This is a genomic window from Geomonas terrae, assembly GCF_004791675.1.
Taxonomy (GTDB): Bacteria; Desulfobacterota; Desulfuromonadia; order Geobacterales; family Geobacteraceae; genus Geomonas; species Geomonas edaphica.
On the sequence record NZ_SRSC01000004.1, the window covers coordinates 379,383 to 399,445 of the forward strand.

General features: G+C 62.9%; 15 protein-coding genes. 5 read left to right on the forward strand and 10 right to left on the reverse strand.

The features are described 5' to 3' along the window. Positions 1-184: 184 nt before the first annotated feature. Positions 185-1,771: an L-lactate permease gene (locus E4633_RS17275; protein WP_135872050.1), complete on the forward strand. Its 1,587-nt coding sequence runs from the start codon at positions 185-187 to the stop codon at positions 1,769-1,771. Here the strand turns inward: E4633_RS17275 and E4633_RS17280 are convergent. Then, positions 1,768-2,157, reverse strand: coding sequence for a hypothetical protein (locus E4633_RS17280; RefSeq protein ID WP_135872051.1), 390 nt, complete (start codon positions 2,155-2,157; stop codon positions 1,768-1,770). The genes E4633_RS17275 and E4633_RS17280 overlap by 4 nt on opposite strands. 314 nt (positions 2,158-2,471) lie before the next feature. Here E4633_RS17280 and E4633_RS17285 point away from each other — a divergent pair, with 314 nt between their 5' ends. Continuing rightward, positions 2,472-3,848, forward strand: coding sequence for an ABC transporter substrate-binding protein (locus tag E4633_RS17285; RefSeq protein WP_135872053.1), 1,377 nt, complete (start codon positions 2,472-2,474; stop codon positions 3,846-3,848). A 96-nt stretch (positions 3,849-3,944) separates the two neighbouring features. Then, complete coding sequence (locus E4633_RS17290; protein ID WP_135872055.1) at positions 3,945-5,357, forward strand: glycosyltransferase 87 family protein; 1,413 nt, start codon at positions 3,945-3,947, stop codon at positions 5,355-5,357. Here the strand turns inward: E4633_RS17290 and E4633_RS17295 are convergent. From E4633_RS17295 to E4633_RS17340, 9 genes are all read right to left on the reverse strand, one after another. After that, positions 5,335-6,810, reverse strand: a complete 1,476-nt coding sequence (locus E4633_RS17295) for a glycosyltransferase family 2 protein (RefSeq protein ID WP_246038197.1) — start codon at positions 6,808-6,810, stop codon at positions 5,335-5,337. The two genes, E4633_RS17290 and E4633_RS17295, sit on opposite strands and share 23 nt — an antisense overlap. Beyond that, positions 6,810-7,295 (reverse strand): hypothetical protein, encoded by a 486-nt coding sequence (locus E4633_RS17300; protein ID WP_135872057.1) that lies wholly within the window; start codon positions 7,293-7,295, stop codon positions 6,810-6,812. The genes E4633_RS17295 and E4633_RS17300 overlap by 1 nt, the downstream gene beginning before the upstream one ends. 68 nt (positions 7,296-7,363) lie before the next feature. After that, on the reverse strand, positions 7,364-8,245 hold the full coding sequence (locus E4633_RS17305) for a sulfurtransferase (RefSeq protein ID WP_162605022.1): 882 nt from the start codon (positions 8,243-8,245) through the stop codon (positions 7,364-7,366). A gap of 3 nt (positions 8,246-8,248) precedes the next feature. Continuing rightward, a complete protein-coding gene (locus E4633_RS17310) occupies positions 8,249-8,998 on the reverse strand; it encodes a glycosyltransferase family 2 protein (protein WP_135872061.1) in 750 nt (249 codons plus the stop codon). Continuing rightward, positions 8,995-10,821, reverse strand: a complete 1,827-nt coding sequence (locus E4633_RS17315; RefSeq protein ID WP_135872063.1) for a VTT domain-containing protein — start codon at positions 10,819-10,821, stop codon at positions 8,995-8,997. The genes E4633_RS17310 and E4633_RS17315 overlap by 4 nt, the downstream gene beginning before the upstream one ends. A 9-nt stretch (positions 10,822-10,830) precedes the next feature. Further along, positions 10,831-11,670, reverse strand: coding sequence for a hypothetical protein (locus tag E4633_RS17320; protein ID WP_135872065.1), 840 nt, complete (start codon positions 11,668-11,670; stop codon positions 10,831-10,833). A gap of 72 nt (positions 11,671-11,742) precedes the next feature. Continuing rightward, complete coding sequence (locus tag E4633_RS17325; protein WP_162605023.1) at positions 11,743-13,653, reverse strand: sulfurtransferase; 1,911 nt, start codon at positions 13,651-13,653, stop codon at positions 11,743-11,745. 273 nt (positions 13,654-13,926) lie between these two features. Next, entirely contained in the window at positions 13,927-14,331 is a 405-nt protein-coding gene (locus E4633_RS17330) for a type II toxin-antitoxin system HicB family antitoxin (RefSeq protein ID WP_135872069.1), read from the reverse strand. Positions 14,332-14,718: 387 nt separating this feature from the next. Then, positions 14,719-16,617: a methyl-accepting chemotaxis protein gene (locus E4633_RS17340; protein WP_135872073.1), complete on the reverse strand. Its 1,899-nt coding sequence runs from the start codon at positions 16,615-16,617 to the stop codon at positions 14,719-14,721. A gap of 257 nt (positions 16,618-16,874) precedes the next feature. Here E4633_RS17340 and E4633_RS17345 point away from each other — a divergent pair, with 257 nt between their 5' ends. Continuing rightward, the gene (locus E4633_RS17345) at positions 16,875-18,617 is read left to right on the forward strand and encodes a transporter substrate-binding domain-containing protein (protein WP_246038198.1); all 1,743 of its coding nucleotides are present in this window, start codon (positions 16,875-16,877) and stop codon (positions 18,615-18,617) included. Continuing rightward, complete coding sequence (locus E4633_RS17350) at positions 18,614-20,026, forward strand: sigma-54-dependent transcriptional regulator (protein WP_135872075.1); 1,413 nt, start codon at positions 18,614-18,616, stop codon at positions 20,024-20,026. The genes E4633_RS17345 and E4633_RS17350 overlap by 4 nt, the downstream gene beginning before the upstream one ends. Positions 20,027-20,063 lie beyond the last annotated feature (37 nt).

Consider the following 20,063-nt stretch of genomic DNA (forward strand, 5'->3'; position numbering starts at 1 on the left):
GGTGCTCCTCGGCTGAGGAAGCCGCGGATTGTGCCACAACGGCACCAAAGCCACAACACTTCCTTTGAAAGAGACGGCAAATGAGCATTTATTTCTGGAACCGTGAGGCGGGTTCCTTTATGATGGGGCGCTTGTGCCGGATAAAGCATGCGGTACAAAGTCACTCCCGAAAGGAGCCTCACCGATGTCCCCGCTGCTGCTTACCCTGCTTCCCATTCTCGTCATCCTCGTTCTTCTACTGGTATTGCGAAAGGCGGCCGACATAAGCGGCCTCGCCGGCTGGATCGTCATCTCGCTCGTCGCCTGGCTCGGCTTTGAGACCTCCGCCGAGGTGATCCTGCGCTCCACCGCGGCGGGACTCATCCGCTCCTTCTCGGTATCGCTCATCGTCGCCACGTCCCTGCTGCAGATGGCGGTGATGGAGAAGACCGGCGCGCTCAAGCGCATCACCATCTTCATAAAGACCATCGCCAGCGAGAACCGGGCGGTGCAGATCATGATGATCAACATAGGCTTCGGCACGCTCATGGTGGCGGTCGGGGCGACTCCAGTCTCGATCCTCCCGCCGATTCTCCTCGCCATGGGGTACTCGAGCACGGTCGCGGTGGCGCTCCCCGCCATCGGTTACGATTCCCTCTGCACCTACGCCCTCCTGGGCGCTCCCATCGTCGTCTTCGTGGACATCGCCAACAGTTTCTTAGGTAAGGGGGAGATCACCCTGCACCAGGCGGGGATGGTGTTCTGCCTTTTCCTGCCGGTGGTGTCCACTCTGATCGGGTTCTGCATGCTCTGGATGGTCGGGCGCTGGGAAGGGATCAAAAGCGGCTTCCTCCCCTGTCTCATAACGGGCGGCGTGATCGGCGTGGTCGCCTCCTTCACCAACCGCTACGACAACCTCGTGGTGCTGACCGGGGTGATCTGCGGCATCGCCGTGATCATCGCCATGGCGCTGTACCTGATCGTCACCGGGCATCCGGTACTGGACCAGAGCCGGCTGACCAAGGACGAACTCGCCTTTTGCCGCGCCTTTCCGCTCTGGCGCGCCGTGATGCCGTGGCTTTTGCTGGTGCTCCTCATCCTCGCCCTTAACCTCCCGAAGGAGATGTTCGACCTGCTGTACCGCACCCTGAAGCTGCCGGTCGCAGGGCTTTCCGCCGACGGCAAGCCGATCGATACCCGCGCCCTCTGGCAGGCCTACACCTGGATCCTCGCGAGCACGCTCCTCGCACTCCCCTTTCTGCGCCCCACCGGGCAGCAGTTGAGCGAGGCCGGCGCGGTATGGCTGAAGCGTGCGCCCCGCCCGGTGTTCGCCGCCGCCATCTTCTTTGCCATCGGCGAGGTGATGAACATGACCGGGTACGACATGGCCACGCACCAGTTTGCCTCGCCTAGCATGGTGCGCGTCCTGGCGGACGCGTCGGCCCTACTGTTCCAGGGGGCTTACGGGCAGGTGGTCGCCTTCATCGGGCTTTTCGGGGGCTTTATCACCGGGAGCGAGGCGTCCACCATCGCCATGTTCGCCAAGTACGCCATGTCGACGGCCCGCAACCTCAAGATGTCTACCGAGGCGATGCTGATCATAACGGCAGGGCTCGCCTTCGGGGGGGGACTCGCCAGCGTGGTTTCCCCGGCGAAGCTGCAGAACGCCGCCGCCGCCATCGACAGGATCGGGGAGGAGAGCCTCGTCATACGCATCGCCTTCATATTCGCCATCGTCCTGACCCTGGTCACCTCGTGCTTCGTCGTGGCACTGCTCTGGCTTAGGGGCTAAGACCTTTTCTGCATCCTGCCGCGGATGGCGAAGGAGAGCCGCGCCAGACGGCGGTGCGGGTAGTTTTGGTCGATGACCGGGATGCCTTCGACGCAGGTCACGAACCCTTCGGACTGTGCCTCGTCGAAGCAGTCGTGGGCGGCGTTTCTCAGGGTGTCGAAGAAAAAGATGGTGGATATCATCGCGTTGTAGCAGGAGATCCCCAGCACCTCGTGTCCCTTCAAACCGCTCGCGAAGCCGCTGCAGGCGACCAACGCGACGAAGGGGGCGGTAACGAGCGCCGTGTAGAGGATCAGGGTGGCACGCGCCCTTATCGCCTCCTTGGTCAGTTGTACGCCTTCCCAGGGGTCCTCATCCTCATATCGATAGTAATCGCGTTCGCGCATGGCTCCCCCCACTCTCTCAGGAGACTGCTGATGCCGGGTTGTTCCAGAGCACAATTGTACCGGATTTCCCGATATCGTCACAGTATCGACACGGCAGCGGGTCTCCTCAACCACAACATTTTTCCCGTGAGAATGACGCCATGCCGCTCAAGCTTGGAGCCATTATGCCGAAACTGTTTACAAATGCGTCATAAGAACATGCGCTCTTCGCACCGAAGACTTTCTGTCAAAGGTGATCAAGAAAAACTCTTTGAGGGTTGCACCGTCCTCTGCTCACCGGCTGGCTAACTCCAGGCCGGGTGGAGAAACGAATTATGGATAAAAGCATGCTCCGGCTGCTCCTGTTCTTCCTCACCATCATCCATCTACTCGTGCCGGCCGGTGCCACCCGCGCGGGCGCCGCCGAGGTCAAGATACGTCAGAAGGTCCTGATCCTCAATTCCTACCATTCCGGATACCGGGGCTCCGACGACATCGCCAAAGGGTTCACTGAGACTCTGCTTAAATCCCTCCCCCAGACGGAAATACAGACCGAGTATCTGGATTCGAAGAATTACAGCGGCAGCGCCTTCGACGCCAAGATCATCGACCTGCTCAGGTTCAAATATGCGCGGCGGCACTTCGACCTCATCTTTTCCACCGACGACTACGCCTTCGACATCCTGGAAAAAGAGCGCGAGAGCATCTTCGGGGCCACACCGGTCGTCTTTTGCGGCACCAATTCCTTCGATCCCGTCCGGCTCAAAGGAAAGCGCGACATCATCGGCATCGACGAACGCCCGAGCTTCAAGGATACGCTTGACCTGGTCTTCCGCCTGCACCCGAAAACGAAGGAGATCATCGCCATCAGCGACCAGTCGGTGACAGGAAGGCTGAACGAAGAAGAGTTCCGCCAGGCTGCCGCCAAAGTCTCCACCAAGGCCCGCTATTCCTACCTGGCGGGGCTGCGTATGGACCAGCTCATCGCCCGTGTGAAAAAGGTGGAGCCGGACAGCGTAATCGTCTATTTCGCGTCATTTGTAGAAGACAAGAACGGGGAGCGCATCTCGAGCAACGACGCCTTGAGGATCGTTTCCGACGCGAGCCCGGTGCCGATTTACGGTGGGTGGGAATTCAGCCTCGGCAACGGCATCGTGGGCGGGCGCCTCATCAACCTGCGCGAACACGGCGCCGCGGCGGCGGTCATGGCGGTCAGCGTCCTCAAGGGTGCCGCCGTTGCGACCACGCCGAGCATCGCACCGAGCCCCAACAAGGACATGTTCGACTACAAGCAGATGCAGCGCTTCCGCATACCGGAATCCAGGCTGCCCAAGGGGAGCATGGTGATCAACAAGCCCCCCAACCTGCTCTGGAGCCTCAGGGTGGAGATCCTGGCGACCATCTCGGTCATTCTTCTCTTCGCGCTCATCGACAACCTGTTCAGGCTGGTACACAGCCGCAGAACGATAAAGATGCACCGCGACGCCCTGATCGAGCGGAACCTGGAATTGGAAGAGGCCCTCTCGAAGATAAAGGTGCTCGAGGGGATCATCCCCGTCTGCATGTACTGCAAACAGGTGCAGAACAACGAGCAAAGCTGGCAGCAGATGGAGTCCTACATCTCGCAGCACTCGGAGGCGCAGTTCAGCCACGGCATCTGTCCCGCATGCTTCAAGGAGAGGTTCGGGGACTGTCCGACTAAAAAGGCATGATTCATGACGGCTGGACCACGTATGCGATAGCTTGAAGCACCGTAATCGTGGTATAAACGTCGTCGCCAAAATCACAACGGATCGACAGACGCCGCCATGCCACCTCACACTTCTTCCGAACAGACCGCACCCCACCGCAGGTTTCTTGCCTCCATCCTCATCCCACTGCTGACGGCAGCAATGTTCCTCGTCCTGGCCCTTGAGCCTGAGCTGCGCCTTGCTGTGCCGCTGCTGGTAGGTGTCTCGGCTGCCGCAACCATGTTGCTGGCATTTGTTCTTTACCGTGGAGAAAGCCGCCCATACGCCTGGTCACCCGCGGTCATCCTCGGGGTCGCCCTTTTGCTGCGCCTCATGTTCGTTACGGCACCGGCGCAGTTGTCGGACGATATCTACCGCTACCTATGGGACGGCCACAACGTCCTCTCCGGCATCAATCCCTACGCCGCCGCTCCCGCCGCCATGACGCCGCAGACCGAAATGCGGCAGATCCACCAGGCGATAAACCACAAGGAGTACACCACCATCTACCCTCCCGCGGCGCAATTGGTCTTCGCGGCGGGCACGGCGCTCGGTGGAACGGTAACCGGGCTGAAGGCGTTCCTGGTACTGATCGATCTCGTCCTCTGCGCCATGACGATCCTCCTTTTGCAACAGCTGGGTTTGCCGATCTGGCGGGCGGTGCTGTACGCCTGGAACCCGCTGCCGGTACTGGAGATCGCGGGCTCGGGACACGTGGACGGGGCCGGCATGGCACTCTTTCTGGCGGCCGTTTTGTTGCTCTTCAGATACGGCGGGAGTAGAACGGGCGCGGCCGGCTCCGGTGCCGTCTTCGCCGCGGCGGCCCTCATCAAGCTTTTCCCGCTGGTACTGGGGCCGGTGCTCTTCCTGCTTGTTCCGCGCCCCCGGCGTCTGCACTTCGCGGCCGGTTTCTGCTACGGAGCTACGCTGCTATCGATCCCGTTTCTGCCCGACCTCGTGAGGATATGGGACAGCCTCGGGGCCTACGGGAAGAACTGGGAGTTCTCCGGTTTCGCCTTCAACGCCCTGCGCAGCGCCACCGGTTCCGGCAGCCTTGCACGGCTCGCTCTGGTGGCTGTTTTGCTCGTATGCATCGCCGCAGCCACCTGGCGCACGGCCGCCGCGCAGGCCCCAGAGAACGCCCAGGACGGACAGGTTACACCCGTGAAGGCGAGGCGCGTGCTTGCCGCCTGCTATGCGGTCGCCATGGCGCTTTTGCTCACCACCCCGACACTGCAGCCGTGGTACGCCCTTATCCTCGCGACCCTGCTTCCTTTCGCTGCCGGACCGGCGGGAGTGGTCTTATGCTGGGCGGTGCTGCTCACCTACCGGGTGCAGCTTCCGTATTTCATTTTGGGGGAGTGGATCGAAAGCGGATGGGTGACCGCCGCGGTGTTCCTGGCGCCGGTCACGGCGTGGGGTATGGGAAGATTACTGTCGCGCAGCCGGCAGGCAGGGGACCCCTCAGTCAGTTCGCCCGCCGGGAGATGAACAGTTCGTCCAGGTCCTTCATGAGCACGAGCGCGAAACCTATCGGGAACAGGAGAAATAGCGGGATGGCGCCGACGACACCGCGTTCCCAGGCAAACGCGACCGGAAGCAGGGAGTAGCAGAACAGGAACACGTTCAGCGCCAGGTATGGGAGGCTGCGCTGACGGTAGAGAAAGGCGAGCCCCGGGACCCGTTCCCGCCCGCGCACCCCGAACTTAGGAGTGCGTTCGAAACTGCCTCCGAAGGAGACCATCCCCTTCAGTACCGACAGCGAGATGCTCGGGGCGAGGCCGATAGCAAGCGCCGGGAGCAGGCAGAGTTCCCCAAGCTTCAGCCTCCCGCTCCGGGCTGCGTAAAAGAGAAAGTACCCCGTTATGGCGCCGCTCGTGCCGAGGAAAAGCGGGAGATCGATGCGCAGGATCTGATGCAGCCCGATGCCGACGCGGAAGGTGACTGCCGGGTACAGGGTCAGCATGACCACGACGCCCAGGAGCCAGTAGCAATTGGCGGTCAGATGGGCAACGGCCTCCAGTTTGACGGCGAGGGGAAGCTTCGAGGCAAGCAAACGGGGCAGGATCTTCCGCGCCGTCTGGATCGACCCTTTGGCCCAGCGCTGCTGCTGACTGCGCAGCGCGCCGACCGTTACGGGAAGCTCGGAGGGGACCGGGCATTCCTCCCGGTAGACGAAGCGCCACCCGGCGAGCTGGGCCCGGTAGCTCAAATCGAGGTCCTCGGTCACGGTGTCCGACTGCCAGCCGCCGGCCTCCTCGATGGCCCTTTTACGCCAGACCCCGGCAGTCCCGTTGAAGTTGAAGAAGAGCCCCTTCAGGTAGCGCACCCGGTGCTCGATGGTGAAATGCGGGCCGAGCAGCAGGGCCTGCACGCCGGTGAACCAGGAATGCTCGGTGTTGCAAAAGCCCCAGCGGGCCTGCACCATGCCGACAGCGCCGTCGCGAAACCAGGGGATGGTGCGGTGCAGAAAGTCGGCAGGGGGGATGAAGTCGGCATCGAACAGGGCCAGGAATTCCCCCCGCGCCCGCCGCATCCCCTCAGCGAGGGCTCCGGCCTTGTACCCCGCGCGATGGTCGCGCCGCAGCACCACGATCTCCACTCCCCTCTCCCGCCAGTATTTAACCCGCTCGTCAACCATGAGTGCCGTGTCGTCGCTCGAATCATCAAGCACCTGGATCTCGATCCGGTCGGTGGGCCACTGCAGCGAGGCCGCGGCATCGATCAGACGCCGCACCACGAAGCGCTCGTTGTAGAGGGGAAGCTGCACGGTGACGAAGGGGAAAACCTCTCCCGGCGTGAACGGGGGTGGAACGGGCGTCGCTGCGTCGGGAGCGTCGAAAAAGAGGCACTTCAGCAACCAAAGCCGGTGGGCGCCGTACAGGCAGAGGCCGAGCAAGGCGCAGAAATGCAGGACGGTGAAAATGGGGGGGAGCAACGACATCAGGGTTCCTCGGGTTCGGGGCAGGCGCAGGGAACGCCGAGCGGCTTCTCCTCGAAAAGGTAGCGCTCGGGTCTCCACCGCCTCGGGATGGCGGCGGCACCGGGCGCACCGGACACATCGTCCCCCGACACCACCCAGAACTTGCCGACCCAGACGCGCCAGCTGCCCCGCAGCACGAGCATGCCTTCGGCGTCACTTGTGCCGCGCGCCACGACCTCACCGCGGGCTGGGGCCTCCAGGTAGCGCACCAGCGCGTAGGATGAGCGGGGGACGAGACCGGACGCGGTCAGGGTGAAGGAGCCGCCCGACTCGCGGTAGCTAAGCTTCCCCTGGGCGCCCCCCTTGACGATGGACCAGGTGGCCGGGTTCTTGGCGAAAAGCAGGAGCCGTTTCTCGCCCGACACGGCTGCGGCAGTTCCGGCTAAAAGAAACAGCAGTGCTGCCGGCAGCAGCATCGGTCTGGTCAACGACAACATAAAACGCAAAACAGCCTCACGCAAAGACGCCAAGACGCAAAGAAAAGAAGGGATACGGCGAACGGCACCAAGCTTCGTTAGCGCACTTCCCTCTTATCCCACGCCTCCCATCCACCCTTGTAATTTCGAGCCTCGGGAAGCCCCGCCAACTGGTGCACGGTCCAGGCATAGCCGGAACGGATGCCGCCCAGGCAGTAATACACGACCGGTTTTCTCAGGTCAACATCGTGTTTGTCCAGAAGTTTCCGCAGCTCGGCCCGGTTTAGCGGCCTGCGCTCCTTGCCGGTGTAAAAGTCCTCCCAGGGGATATGCACCGCGCCCGGGATCCTCCCCTTCAGCCACTCGAAGGTGGAACGGACGTCCACCACGGTGTAGGCATCCTTTCGCCCCTGCAGTTCTTCGGTCCCGATCACGGTTTGAGGCTTCACCTGGGCGAGATAAGGGACCTTCTTCGCCTGCCGGTGCTCCGCCCCCGCGACGAGAGGGAGTCCGGCGCCGCGCCAGGCCTGGATGCCGCCGTTCAGGAGACGGACGGCCCCCTTGTGCCCGAGCCACGAGAAGAGCCAGGCATCGTACCCTTCGCCCCCCCAGCTCTTGTCCGCGTCACCGTAGATGACCAGGGGCGTGCGCTCGCTGATCCCCATGGCGCCAAGAAGTGCCGCCAGTTCGCTCGGGGGAAACGAGCTGTACTTCACGCCGCGGGCATCGGTGCGGGTGTAATCCTCCCAGGAAAAGGAAAGCGCACCGGGGATGTGCCCGGCGAGCCACTCCGCCTTGGGACGGGCGTCGAGAACGACCCAGCTGCCGGCGCCCGCCTTCAAACGGGCCGCGTCAATGAGCCCGAGATCCGCCGCGCCGGCAGACAAAGGGAGGCAGACCTGCACGAGCAGCAGTGCCAGAGCCGCGGTCAAAAGGCGCACACGGCGCACCGACTGTATCAATCGCATGATTTTGGACATCATCTATTCTCCTGTGACCGCCCCCTCGCGGGAAAGGCCTTTACGTTCAACCCTTTGCACGTACTCCGAGACAAGCTCGCGCGCGATCACCCAGAGGATGGTGCACCCGGCCTTCACGGTGCCGCCTACCGTCCGGCTGATCTTCGACACCCCGGCGCTGCGCCTGCGGTACGGGACGTCCAGCTCGCCGATCCTGAGCCCGTGGCGCACCGCTCTTACCTGCATCTCCACGGTCCACCCGAAGGCCTCGTCCTGCATGGCGAGCCTCTCCAGGGCATCCCACCGGATCACCCGCATCGGCCCGAGGTCACAGTAACGGTATCCCCAGAAGAGCCGGATCAGCGAGGTGGCGAGGAGGTGGCCGAAGCGCTGCTGGAAACTGAGAGCGCCCTCTTCCACCGGAATGCGCCGCCCCAGCATGAAATCCGCCCCGCCGGCAAGGACCGGGGCGATAAGCTGCGGGAACAGCGACAGGTCGTCGCTGCCGTCCGCATCGACGAAGGCGACTACGGCAGGCGGGTCGTCGCGCAAAAAGGCCAGCCCGGCGAGGCAGGCCCGGCCGTAACCCGGCACCGACTCGTGCACAACCGACGCACCGAAAGATGCCGCCACCTGTGCCGTCTTATCGGTCGAGCCGTTGTCGACCACGACGACGCGACCTATCCCCGCAGGCAAGCGCGCCAGCACGCCGGGAAGCGCCGCCTCCTCGTTCCTGGCCGGGATCACCAAAGCTGTTTTAATCGCATCCCTCATTCAGTCGCCGCTAAACCTCCCGCGCTCGCTTTGCGTCGGCGGTAGTACACCGGCGCCAGGATGACGGCCAAAACGAGGCCGATCCCCGCCAGCGCCCCGGGGGAAACCCGGCCGCTCAAAAGCTCCAGCAGCGAGCTGGAGAAGACGATGAAGGCGACCGTCGCCGGCAGCATGCAGAGAAAGCTCGTGAGCACGTAGTGTGCGAAGCGGATCTTCGTTAGCCCGAAGGCGTAGTTCAAAAGGTTGAAGGGAAAGGCCGGGATGAGACGCGTGAAGGCAACCACCTTCCAGCCATGCTGCGCCACCTCGCTGTCGAGCCTTGCCCACTTAGGCCCCGTGAGCCTTGAGGCCACCCAGTCGCGCGCCGCGTAGCGGGCGACCAGGAAGGCGAGCGAGGCGCCGATGGTCGCTCCGACGATAGTGTAGACCACGCCCCAGAACGGGCCGAACACGATCCCGCCAACGAGGGTAAGCGGCAGCGCGGGGAGAAACAGGACCGGCGCGATGGAATAGATCAGGACGTAGATGAAAGGGGCCAGCGTCCCGTAGGAGGCGATCAGGCCCCGCAGGTGGTCCTGCTGGAGATATTCGCCCGCCCCCGAGAGCCGGATGCCCGCAACGGCTGCGGTGATGAGTAGGATCAGGACGATGGGCTGCCAGGGACGCTTCCTGCGCTCCCCCTGCCCCGCCGTATGGTTACGTTCCCTTGTCACGATAAACCCCTCTTTCTTTTTGAAGCTTTTCTTCAGCAGCAGGCGGTTCGCGTAGGTCAAAAGCCCCCCGGTACCCTTTTTCCGTCCGGCCATGGTCTCGTCCGGAGCGAAGAGCATGTCGACCAGGTGACTGGTCGGGGTGCGCTCACCCAGGGCCTGTACGCACCCCGCGCAGTAGGTGATGGTTCTTCTTCCCGCCGCCTCGCGCTCGCGCAACGCGCCCCAGGAGCCGGCCAGTGCGGGATCGAGCATGTCCACCGCGCCCCCCTTGCCGCAGCAGAGGGTGCTTTCTCCCGAGTGGGGCATCTCCTCGACCGTCACCCCCTGGCGCCGCAGCAGATCGCGCACCGCCCGGTGCACTTCAGGCGCCTTGCGCAGCACGCACGGATCATGCACCGTCACGGTTCCCGAGGCGGGTGCCAGCGGGATCCCCGATGCTGCGAGCCTTTCCCATACGGTAGAGACCCGCAGCCCCCCGCCGAGCGTATCGAACATCACCTGGCAGTTCGGGCAGGCAACCAGCACCTCCTTGACCCCTTGCCGCAGCAGCCAGCCAGCCATCTCGTCGAACATGGCGTTCACGTATCGCTCGCGACCCAGGCTGTGCGAAGGCTTCAGACAACAGTCGAACACGATCCCCGTGGCCGGGTCCAGTTTACCCAGCTCGGCAAAGGTCCTTTTGACGGCATCGGGTCGGGTTCCGGAAAGCGAGCATCCCGGGAAGAAAACGGTCGAGCACCCCTCGGGCAGGCGGTATAGGCTGAAGCGCCTGGAGGTCCCCGCACGCTCGTAGGCAAGCAGCGGCGCGTGCTCCCGGAAATGCCCGAAACCGCGATCGACGGCCTCGCGCCTCATCTCGAGGAACATGCCGTCGAGGTCGAGGCGCTCGGGACAAAGCTGCGAACAAAGACCGCACAGGCTGCATTGGAAAGAGGTGCGCAACGATTCCGGGTTGCCCGGATCACAGGCGCCGGCGATCCGTCCCGGCGTGCCTTCTTTTTTCAGGAAGGCGCAATCCGCAACACAGACACCGCAGTTGGTGCAACCGGTCTTCGTCTCGGCAAGCAGCTCCACAAGTCCCGGACGGACGGCCGTTTTTCCCGTCGCCATGGCGTCCCCCTACGGAGTCTTGAAGTAGAGCGCCACGGAGTAGTTGGCGCCCGCCGCGGTGTTCTGGCCGTAGAGGTCGGGACGGTAGCCGAGCTCGACGCCCATGGCCGGGGTGACCTGGTAGCCCAGGGTCAGATCGAGCTTGCCGAGGTCGAAGTTGTTGGTCGTGGTCGGGTTGCCCGAACCGTCCACCTTGCTCCCGTTGTTTATGCTGTAGATACCGTCGAGTTTCGCGCGGGTGAAGAAGTTCTTGCCCAGGTCGAAACCGATCTCCACGAGGTAGCGGAGTTCGTCGGAAGGGTCGCCGGCGCGCAGGCGGTAGCCGATCTCGAGATTCGCGTAGCCGGGAAGCTTCGGGTAGAGCGAGCGACCGTAGAGCAGTCGGAGCTCGGTGTCGTACTGGTCGTTCCCCATGGGAAGCGGGTCGTTTCTGTCGTAGCCGCCGGGAACCTTCACCAGGAGCTGGGTCGAGATCACCCCGACTGCGTCGCTCTGGAAGAGGCGGTAGCGTGCGCCGAAATCGATGTCGCCGATGCCGTGCGCCGTGGCGCGGCTCAGGTCGTTGTCGTTCTCCAGCCATTTGTAGGAGATCGAGTTAAGCACAGTGAGGCTGTCGATCAGGCCGTACTCGAAGTAGTTGCTCAGGTTGTAGTCGGTGAACTTGCCGCGATCCGAGAGATCCCTGCGGTTGCCGTCCCGGTCGAAGTTCTTGTCGGCGTAGTAGAAGTTGAAGGAGGCCTTTTCGTAAAAGCCCCCCTTGTTGGCGGTCCAGGCCCCGGCGAAGCAGTTGGACACCTGGAAGGCGCCCAAAAGTGCCACCACGGTCAGCGATGCGAGAAGCGTTTTCATGATTTCCTTCCTGTTCTCAAAAGGAAGGCGCCGAGAGCGGCGCCTTCCCTGCTGAAGATGCACGGGTTCGTCTTACAGTCCGCCGGTCGCGACGGGACGGCCAGAGAGGTCCTGACGCCAGCCGTCGGTGCTTCCCGGGACGGACGGGCTCGCCAGGTAGGTGGCATCTTCCACGTAGTTGGTGGACCACCCTTCCCAGCCATCCGAGTAGTTGCGGATGTTGGTGTACCCCATCAGGTGCGCGTAGAGGTAGGCAAGGGCGGAGCGGTAGCCGCTGCCGCAGTAGAAGATGGTTTCCTGGCCGAAGTCGATGCCGCGGCTGCTCCAGAGCGACTTGACCTCCTCGTAGCTTCTCAGGGTGGCGTCACCGTCCACGTAGATCCCGGCGGAGTCGTCCGCGTTGTAGGCCCAGACAGCCCCCGGGATGCGCCCCTTGTTCACCACGTAGCCGTAGCCGCTGATCATGCCGGCGTACTCGCTGCCGGCGCGCACGTCGACCATCTTCGCCGTCGTGTTGTAGACCGACGCGACATACGAGGTGGTGGCGAGGAGCGCGGGCTTCGTTGCGCCGGTGTAGGTGGTGGCGACCGGGTTGTTGATGGTGGTCTCGGTCGGGTACCCGGCAGCCTGCCAGCCCTGGATGCCGCCGTTCATGAAGCGTACGTCGGTGACCCCCGCGTACTTGAGGATCCACCAGAGGCGCGCCGCGAAGATGTTCGAGTCGCTGTAGACGACGACGGTGGTGTCCGGGGTGATCCCCATGCTCCCGAGCGCGGTCTTAAGCTCGGCGTCGGGAAGCAGGAACCAGCGCGGGTAGCCGTTTTCGTAGACGTCGGAGTTCGAGTGGATTGCGCCGGGGATGTGTCCGAGGAGGTAGGAGTTGTCGGCCCACCCCTTGGCCATGTCCTCGAAGCTCCCCCACTGGGTTTCGAAAATCACGTACTTGTGGTTACGGTCGTAAGCGTACTGCGGCGGAGCGGCCGAGGTGCTCCCCGGTTTGTGGTAGTCGATGAGTGCCTTAACCCATGCCGGGTAGACGGCGTCGGCGTAGTTGGTCGCCTTATCCATCGGGTACGAGGTGTTGTCGGCCCAGTCCCAGGCGGATGCGTCGTAGTTGGAGCACTTGGCGTAACCCATCAGGCGGAGCAGGAAGTAGGCGTAGCCGCTGCGGATACCCGCGGTGCAGTACGCGGTGACTTCCTTGTCGGGGGTGATGCCGCGGGACTCAAGCATCGCCTTCAGTTGCTGGTAACGGATGGTGGACTTGTCGGTGTTGTAGTACCAGGCGTACGGGAGGTTCACCGCGCGCGGGATATGTCCGCCGCGGGTTTCGCCGTAAAGCTGCCAGCCGGAGAACTCCTCGTCGGTGCGGGTATCGATCACGGCGAAGTCGTTGTCGAAGAGGCGGCTCGCGATCTTCGAGGAGGTCGCCTTGAGCGAGCCCTGCACGCTGGGGGTGAAGGTCGCGGCGGCGCGGGTCACCGCTGCGCTCTGGGTGGGGCGCCCGTCGGCGGCCCACTTGTCCCAGCCGCCGTCGAGGATGTGGACGTCGGTGCAGCCCAGGTACTCGAGCATCCAGAAGATACGCCCGGCAGCCCCCCACGAGGCCGTGGTGTTGTCGTAGATTACGATCTTCTGCTCCCTGGTGATGCCGGCGGCACCCAACTGGGCGGCCAGGGTGTCGGTATCCTTGAGGCCGGACCCCTTGGTCCAGAAGGCGCTGTGCTGCAGGTTGATGGCGCCAGGGACGTGTCCCGCCGCATAGGCCGAAGCCGGGCGCGCGTCGATGATCAGGAGGTCAGCGGCCTGCAGGCTTTGCTGCACCGAATCGGCGGAGACCAGAAGATCCGCGTTGGGAAACTCCGTTGCCGCAGCAACGAGCTTCGCCTTGTTGGCGGTTTTGTCCGTGACGCTGCTGCCGCACCCGGCAAGCACCAGCACACAGAGCATCATGAGCAGCATGCCCTTCACTACATGTTTCATTACCTTCCTCCTCGAATTCATCTATCAAATCGCAGTAACTGCGAAGAACAAACCGGCGTGCCCATCTCGTGCGGCGCGAAACTATCAAGGCGACCTAATAAAGTCAAATTGATATATTTAAAAAACAATATCGTTTCGATCGGTTTTTTGAATAATAAACAGGATGATCAGCACTGGAAGGGAAAAGACGGGCGGAACGGGGCGAGGCGGACCAGACTTGGGCGAGTTCCGACAAGACTGGAGCAAGTCCTTAAATTCGTATATGGGTGATTGCTACACGCGCTTCCCCCTTTGCCCGACACTCTCGGAGATGAGAGTCAGGACAAGGGTATTGAGGCTGACGCCTTCTTTGCGGGCCATGGCGACAAGCCGGGCATGCAGACTCTTCGGGAGACGAGCGACGAATTTACCGGATGCTTCGACAAGTTCCATAGGCTTGGAGGCCGGTTCGGGAATAGGCTTCCCCATATCGTGTGCCGCGGCAACCCAAGCGGAAAAAGCGTCCCTACCGTTGGCAATCGCCTCTTCAACGGTGGCTCCATCGGACATGCAGCCGGGGAGGTCCGGAAAGGTGATGAGAAAGCCTCCACCGTCCTCAGGAGAGAGGGGAGAGATCTCGTGCATGTACCTTTCAAAGGCGTGAGGAGGTGAAACCGTTTTTATCTTCTTGATGCTCATCTGCAACTCCTTGCCTGGTCTATCAGCGCAACCAGTTGACGCACGTAAATGGGCTTGATCGGCCGATGGGCCGGGATGGTAACGGCCAGTTCAATGCCGGGAAACGAAAAGACATGATGGCTACCGCCATGGTTACGGATTTCGACACCATATCTGGTCGCTACTGTCACCAGGGTTTCGATCCGCCAGTCACGAGGGTTGTGGCGCATTCGCTCAAGTTGTTTTTCCGCCGTGCCCATAGTTGAACGATACTGAATATAGTACTATCTGTCAACGCGCGTGAAGAACGTGCGGCATTGGTAAACGCCGGAGGTTCGTGAAATAAAAACGGGGGCGAGTCATGGACTCGTCCCCCGTTGCGCGTTTCAGCGGTACTTCATGCCGGGGCTACAGCTTGAACTTACCGACGATCATCTGCAGTTCGGCGGAGAGCTCGGAGAGACGGGAGGCGGACTGGGCGGAGTCCTGGGCACCGCTGGCGGTCTCCTGGACCACGGCGGTCACCTGCTGGATGTTGTTGGTGATCTCGCCGGTGGTGGCCCCCTGCTCCTCGGCGGCGGTCGCGATCTGGTTCACCTGGGTGGTCACCTCGTTCACCTGCTCGAGGATGCTGGCGAGCGCCCCCTCGAGCTGGGCCGCCTCCTGGATCCCCTGGTCGGTCCCCCTCACCCCTTCTTCCATGGAGGCGATCGCGGACTTGGTCTCCTGCTGGATCGCCCGGATCATGGTCCCGATTTCCTTGGTTGCCCTGGTGGTCCGCTCGGCGAGGGCGCGTACCTCGTCGGCGACGACGGCAAAGCCGCGTCCCTGCTCGCCGGCACGCGCCGCCTCGATGGCAGCGTTAAGTGCGAGGAGGTTCGTCTGGTCGGCGATGTCTTCGATGGTGGCTACGATGGCACCGATCTGCTCGCTCCTCTCGCCCAGTGAGGAGATCGCCTGAGCGTTGTCGCGGGTCAGTTCACCGCGCTGGCGAATACCGTTCACCGTGCTCTTCACGACCTTGAAGCCGTCCTGGGTGGTGTCGGCGGCGCGCTGGGCGCTATCGGCGGCATGGTGGCAGTTGTTGGCGATGTCCGCGGCGGTAGCGGCCATCTCCTCGCTCGCGGTGGCCACCGTGGCGGTCTGCCCGGCCACGGACTCGGCACCAACCGATATGGACATGGAGGTGGCGGTGAGGGCATTGGACTCGGAGGCAAGCGCCCGGGAGGCGTCTGCGATCTGGCCGATGATCCCCCCCATGTGCTCGACGAAGGTGTTCAACTTGTCGGCAAGGAGTCCGATCTCGTCGTTGCGGCTTCCCACGTCCACGCGCTTGGTGAGGTCCCCCTCCCCTTCGGCCAGGTCAGAGACGCGGTGGCAGAGTATCCCCAGGGGGCTCAGGAGGCGGCGCAACACGAAAAAGATCAGCGTGATGCCGCCGACGAGGAAGATGGCACCGAGCACGACCAGCGTCGTCACCTGCTTGTTGACGGGGGCGAAGGCCTCGGATTTCGCTGTGGTCACGCAGAGGTACCAGTCGGCCGCGGGGATTTTGGCGTAGGTGGCGATCTTCTCCTCACCGTCCGTGCTGTATTCGAGCGTCCCGCTCGGTGCCGCCGCCAGCTTTGCGCTCAGGTCGCCGAGCCCGGTGGCAAGCTCCTGGAACTTCTTCTTGAGCACCAGGTCCTTTTTCGGGTGGATCAGGATCTTGCCGGTCTTGTCGATAACGAAGGCGTAACCGGAGCCTCCCACCTTCACGTTCAGCACCTGCTTGACCACGTCGTCGAGCATGATGTCGGAGCTCAGCACGCCGGTGAAGGCGCCCCCGGCGGTGATCGGGGCGATGAAGGAGATGATGGTCTTGCCGGTCTGGGCGTCGACGTACGGCTCGGTCTGCGACACCTTCATCTCGCTCTTGGCTTTCTCGTACCATGGCCTCTTGCGGTGGTCCCATCCGGCATCAGGGACCCAGCCATCGGAGGAGACGAACGTGCCGTTCTCATAACCGGGGTAGACCGTGGAGAAGCCGCCAGCCCCGGCCAGAAGCTGCACGAGCTTCATGATCTGCTCTCTGGACTGCCCCTGCTCCTTGGTGAGGTCCTTGGCCCCCGCGGCGATAATGGCCTCTTTGGACAGGAGCCACGCGTTGACGCTGGCAGCGTTGTCATTGGCCAGCGCCAACTGGGAACTGCTTATCATCCCCCCCATGATCTTGCGGGTACTGCTGGTGGCGGCGACGATGAGCGCAATGAGCGCCACGGCAAACATTATGACTACAGTAACGTTTACCTTGCTTCTCAGGTTCATAAGGTACCTCTTCGATTATGTAATGTGTCTTCGGACGGGAAAATTCCGAAGGTAAGGCCGGTGCATGTCATATCGTTGTTTTCGGCGCATGATCAGGGCACTTAAGGGAATTCCCGCGAGGGCGATATACATTGGGTAAAAATAATTACAGAACGCCATCACGCTGATAGTGATAGCCGGAAGAACTGCTTGCAAGCTGCCGGTTTGACAGATAAGCTGCATCGATGATGACTTCATCTGCCCGCTTCAGATTCATATTGAGCACCCTCTTGTGCCTTGTCGTCACCTCGCTGACAGTGTGCCTGTCAGGTGCCGGTGCTGCCGGTGGTGCAGCGGAGGGGGAAGAGGGGCCGGCGCTGGTGGTGGTAGGCGGCGACCGCAGCTATCCCCCTTACGAGTTCCTTGACCGGGAAGACAAGCCAAACGGCTATAACGTAGAGCTCACCCGCGCGGTGGCCCGGGTCATGGGGCTCAAGGTCGAGATCCGCCTGGGAGCGTGGTCGGAGCGGCGCAAGGACCTCCTGAACGGGGACGTCGACATCCTGGAAGGTATGTCATTCTCGGACGAGCGAGCGCAGATCATCGACTTCTCGCCGCCGCACACCATCGTGCATCACTCCATCTTCGCCCGTAAAGGTGGTGACCGTCACCTCACCCTGGCGGACCTGCGCGGCAAGGAAGTCCTCGTCCTGAACGACGGCATCATGCAGGAGTTCCTGGCGGCGAAGAAGGTCGGCGCGAAGATCGTCCCGGTCCCCACCCATGCCGACGTGCTGCGCGCGCTCGCCGCCGGAAAGCACGACTACGCGGTAATGGCGAAACTCCCCGGCCTCTACCTGATCCGGGAGCTGGGTCTCACGAACCTTGAGGCGGTAGGTGACCCGGTATCGGCCCAGCAGTACTGTTTCGCGGTGAAGAAGGGAAACGCGTCTCTTTTGGCCCGCTTCAACGAGGGACTCGCCATCCTGAAGAAGACCGGCGAGTACCAGAGGATCTACAACAAGTGGCTAGGCGTGCTGGAACCGCCGGGGCTCACCTGGAGCGAGGTGTTCAAGTACGGCGCCATCGTGGTGCTGCCGCTCATCCTGCTCGTGGGAGGAACGATCCTCTGGTCGCGCACGTTGCAGCGCGAGGTGGCCGCGCGCACCGCGGAGCTCACCCGCGAGGTCGAGGAGCGGCGCCACGCCGAGGAGGAGCTCAGAAACCGGCAGCAGCAACTGGTGCAGGCGGACAAGATGGCGGCGCTGGGGATCCTGGTCTCGGGGGTCGCCCATGAGATCAACAACCCGAACGGCCTGATCCTTTTGAACCTCCCGGTGATGATGGAGGCCTTTCGGGACGCGGAGCCTATCCTCGAGGAGCATTTCGAGCGGCACGGCGATTTCGAGTTCGGCGGGCTCCCCTACTCCCGCATGCGCGAGGTGCTGCCTAAGCTCATGGGGCAGATGCAGGAAGGGTCGCGCCGGGTGAAGCTCATCGTCGAGGACCTGAAGGACTTCGCGAGGCAGCAGGAACCTGGCAAGAGTGCCGAGCTCGACCTGAACGAAACGGTGCAGGCGGCGCTGCGCCTTCTGGGGAACCTGATCGAGAAGAGCACTGACAACTTCACGGTATCGCTCGGGGATAACATCCCGAAACTGCGGGGAAGCGCCCAGCGCATCGAGCAGGTGGTGGTGAACCTCCTGGTGAACGCCTGCCAGGCGCTCCCCTCCCCGGAGCGTGGCGTCGAGCTCGCCACCTGGTTCGACGCCGCGGAAAACAGCGTCATCCTCGAGGTGCGCGACCAGGGGACGGGGATTGCTCCGGAACATCTGCAGCACCTGACCGATCCCTTCTTCACCACGAAGCGCGAGAGCGGCGGGACCGGCCTAGGACTTTCCGTTTCGAGCGGCATCGCGAAGGAGCACGGCGGCGGGCTCGCCTTCACCTCCGAGCAAGGTGCCGGGACCACGGCTCGTCTCACCCTTCCCGTACCTCTGCCAAAGGAGCAGCAGTCATGAGTGCGACCCTCTACCCGTCCTTCGGCATCCTCCTCGTGGACGACGAGCCGGATTGGCTCTACTCAATGAGCATCACGCTGGAGCGCGCCGGGCTGAACAACATCCTCACCTGCCAGGACAGCCGCGAGGCGCTCTCGATGATGGCGCGGCACGAGATCGGCCTCGTGCTCCTCGATCTCACCATGCCGCACCTCTCCGGAGAGGAGCTTCTGGAGCGGATCGCCGAAGAGCACCCCGAGGTGACGGTGATCATCGTAAGCGGCCTCAATCAGCTGGAGACCGCGGTGCAGTGCATGAGAAGCGGCGCCTTCGACTACTACGTGAAGACCTCGGAGGAGGGGCGCATCGTCAAGGGGGTCAAGCGGGCGGTGCGCGAGAAGGAGCTGCAACTGGAGAACCGGGAGCTCAGAAACCGCTTCCTGTACGACCGGCTGGAGCACCCGGAGGCCTTTTGCGACATCGTGACCGGCGACAAGGGGATGCGCTCCATCTTCCAGTACATCGAGGCGGTGGCGGTGAGTTCGCAGCCGATCCTGGTAACCGGGGAGAGCGGCGTCGGGAAGGAACTCGTCGTGGCGGCGCTGCACCGTCTTTCGGGACGGAAGGGTCAGTTCGTTGCGGTGAACGTGGCGGGACTCGACGATGCGATGGTATCGGACACACTCTTCGGGCACGTGAAGGGGGCGTACACAGGCGCTGCCGAGGCAAGAAGCGGCATGATCGAGCAGGCCGCGGACGGGACCCTCTTTCTGGATGAGATCGGCGACCTGAGCTTAAGCTCCCAGGTGAAGCTTCTGAGGCTTTTGCAGGAGGGGGAATACTACCCGATCGGGAGCGACCGGCCGAGGCGGATGAGGGCGCGCGTGGTGGTGGCGACGCACCAGGACCTGGCGGCGCACCAGGCGGCGGGTGCCTTCAGGAAGGACCTCTACTACCGGCTGCGTGCGCACCACCTGCATGTCCCGCCGCTGCGCAAGAGAAAGGAAGACATCCCGCTGCTTTTGGATCACTTCCTCGAGCTTGCCTGCGCCGAGTTCGCCAGGAAAAAGCCGACCCTCCCGAAGGAGCTCGCCGTGCTGCTCTCCACCTACGACTTTCCGGGCAACGTGCGCGAGTTGAAGGCGATGGTGTACGACGCGGTCAGCCTGCACCAGGGGGGCGTCCTCTCCATGGAGGCCTTCATCCGGGCCATCGGGGAGCGTCCGGCGCATCCTGCCGAGGAGTCACACGCCGAGCCGTCGGAGAATCCCTTCTTCAACGTAGAGCGTCTCCCGGGTTTCACCGAGGCGATCGATCTCTTGGTCGCAGAGGCGGTGCGCAGGGCGGAGGGGAACCAGTCCATCGCGGCCAGGCTTCTCGGCGTGTCGCAGCCGACGCTCAGCAAGCGGCTCAAGCAGCGCCGGGAGTGATTTTCGGAAAGTCGTGAACTCGGTTAAATGTGTCCAC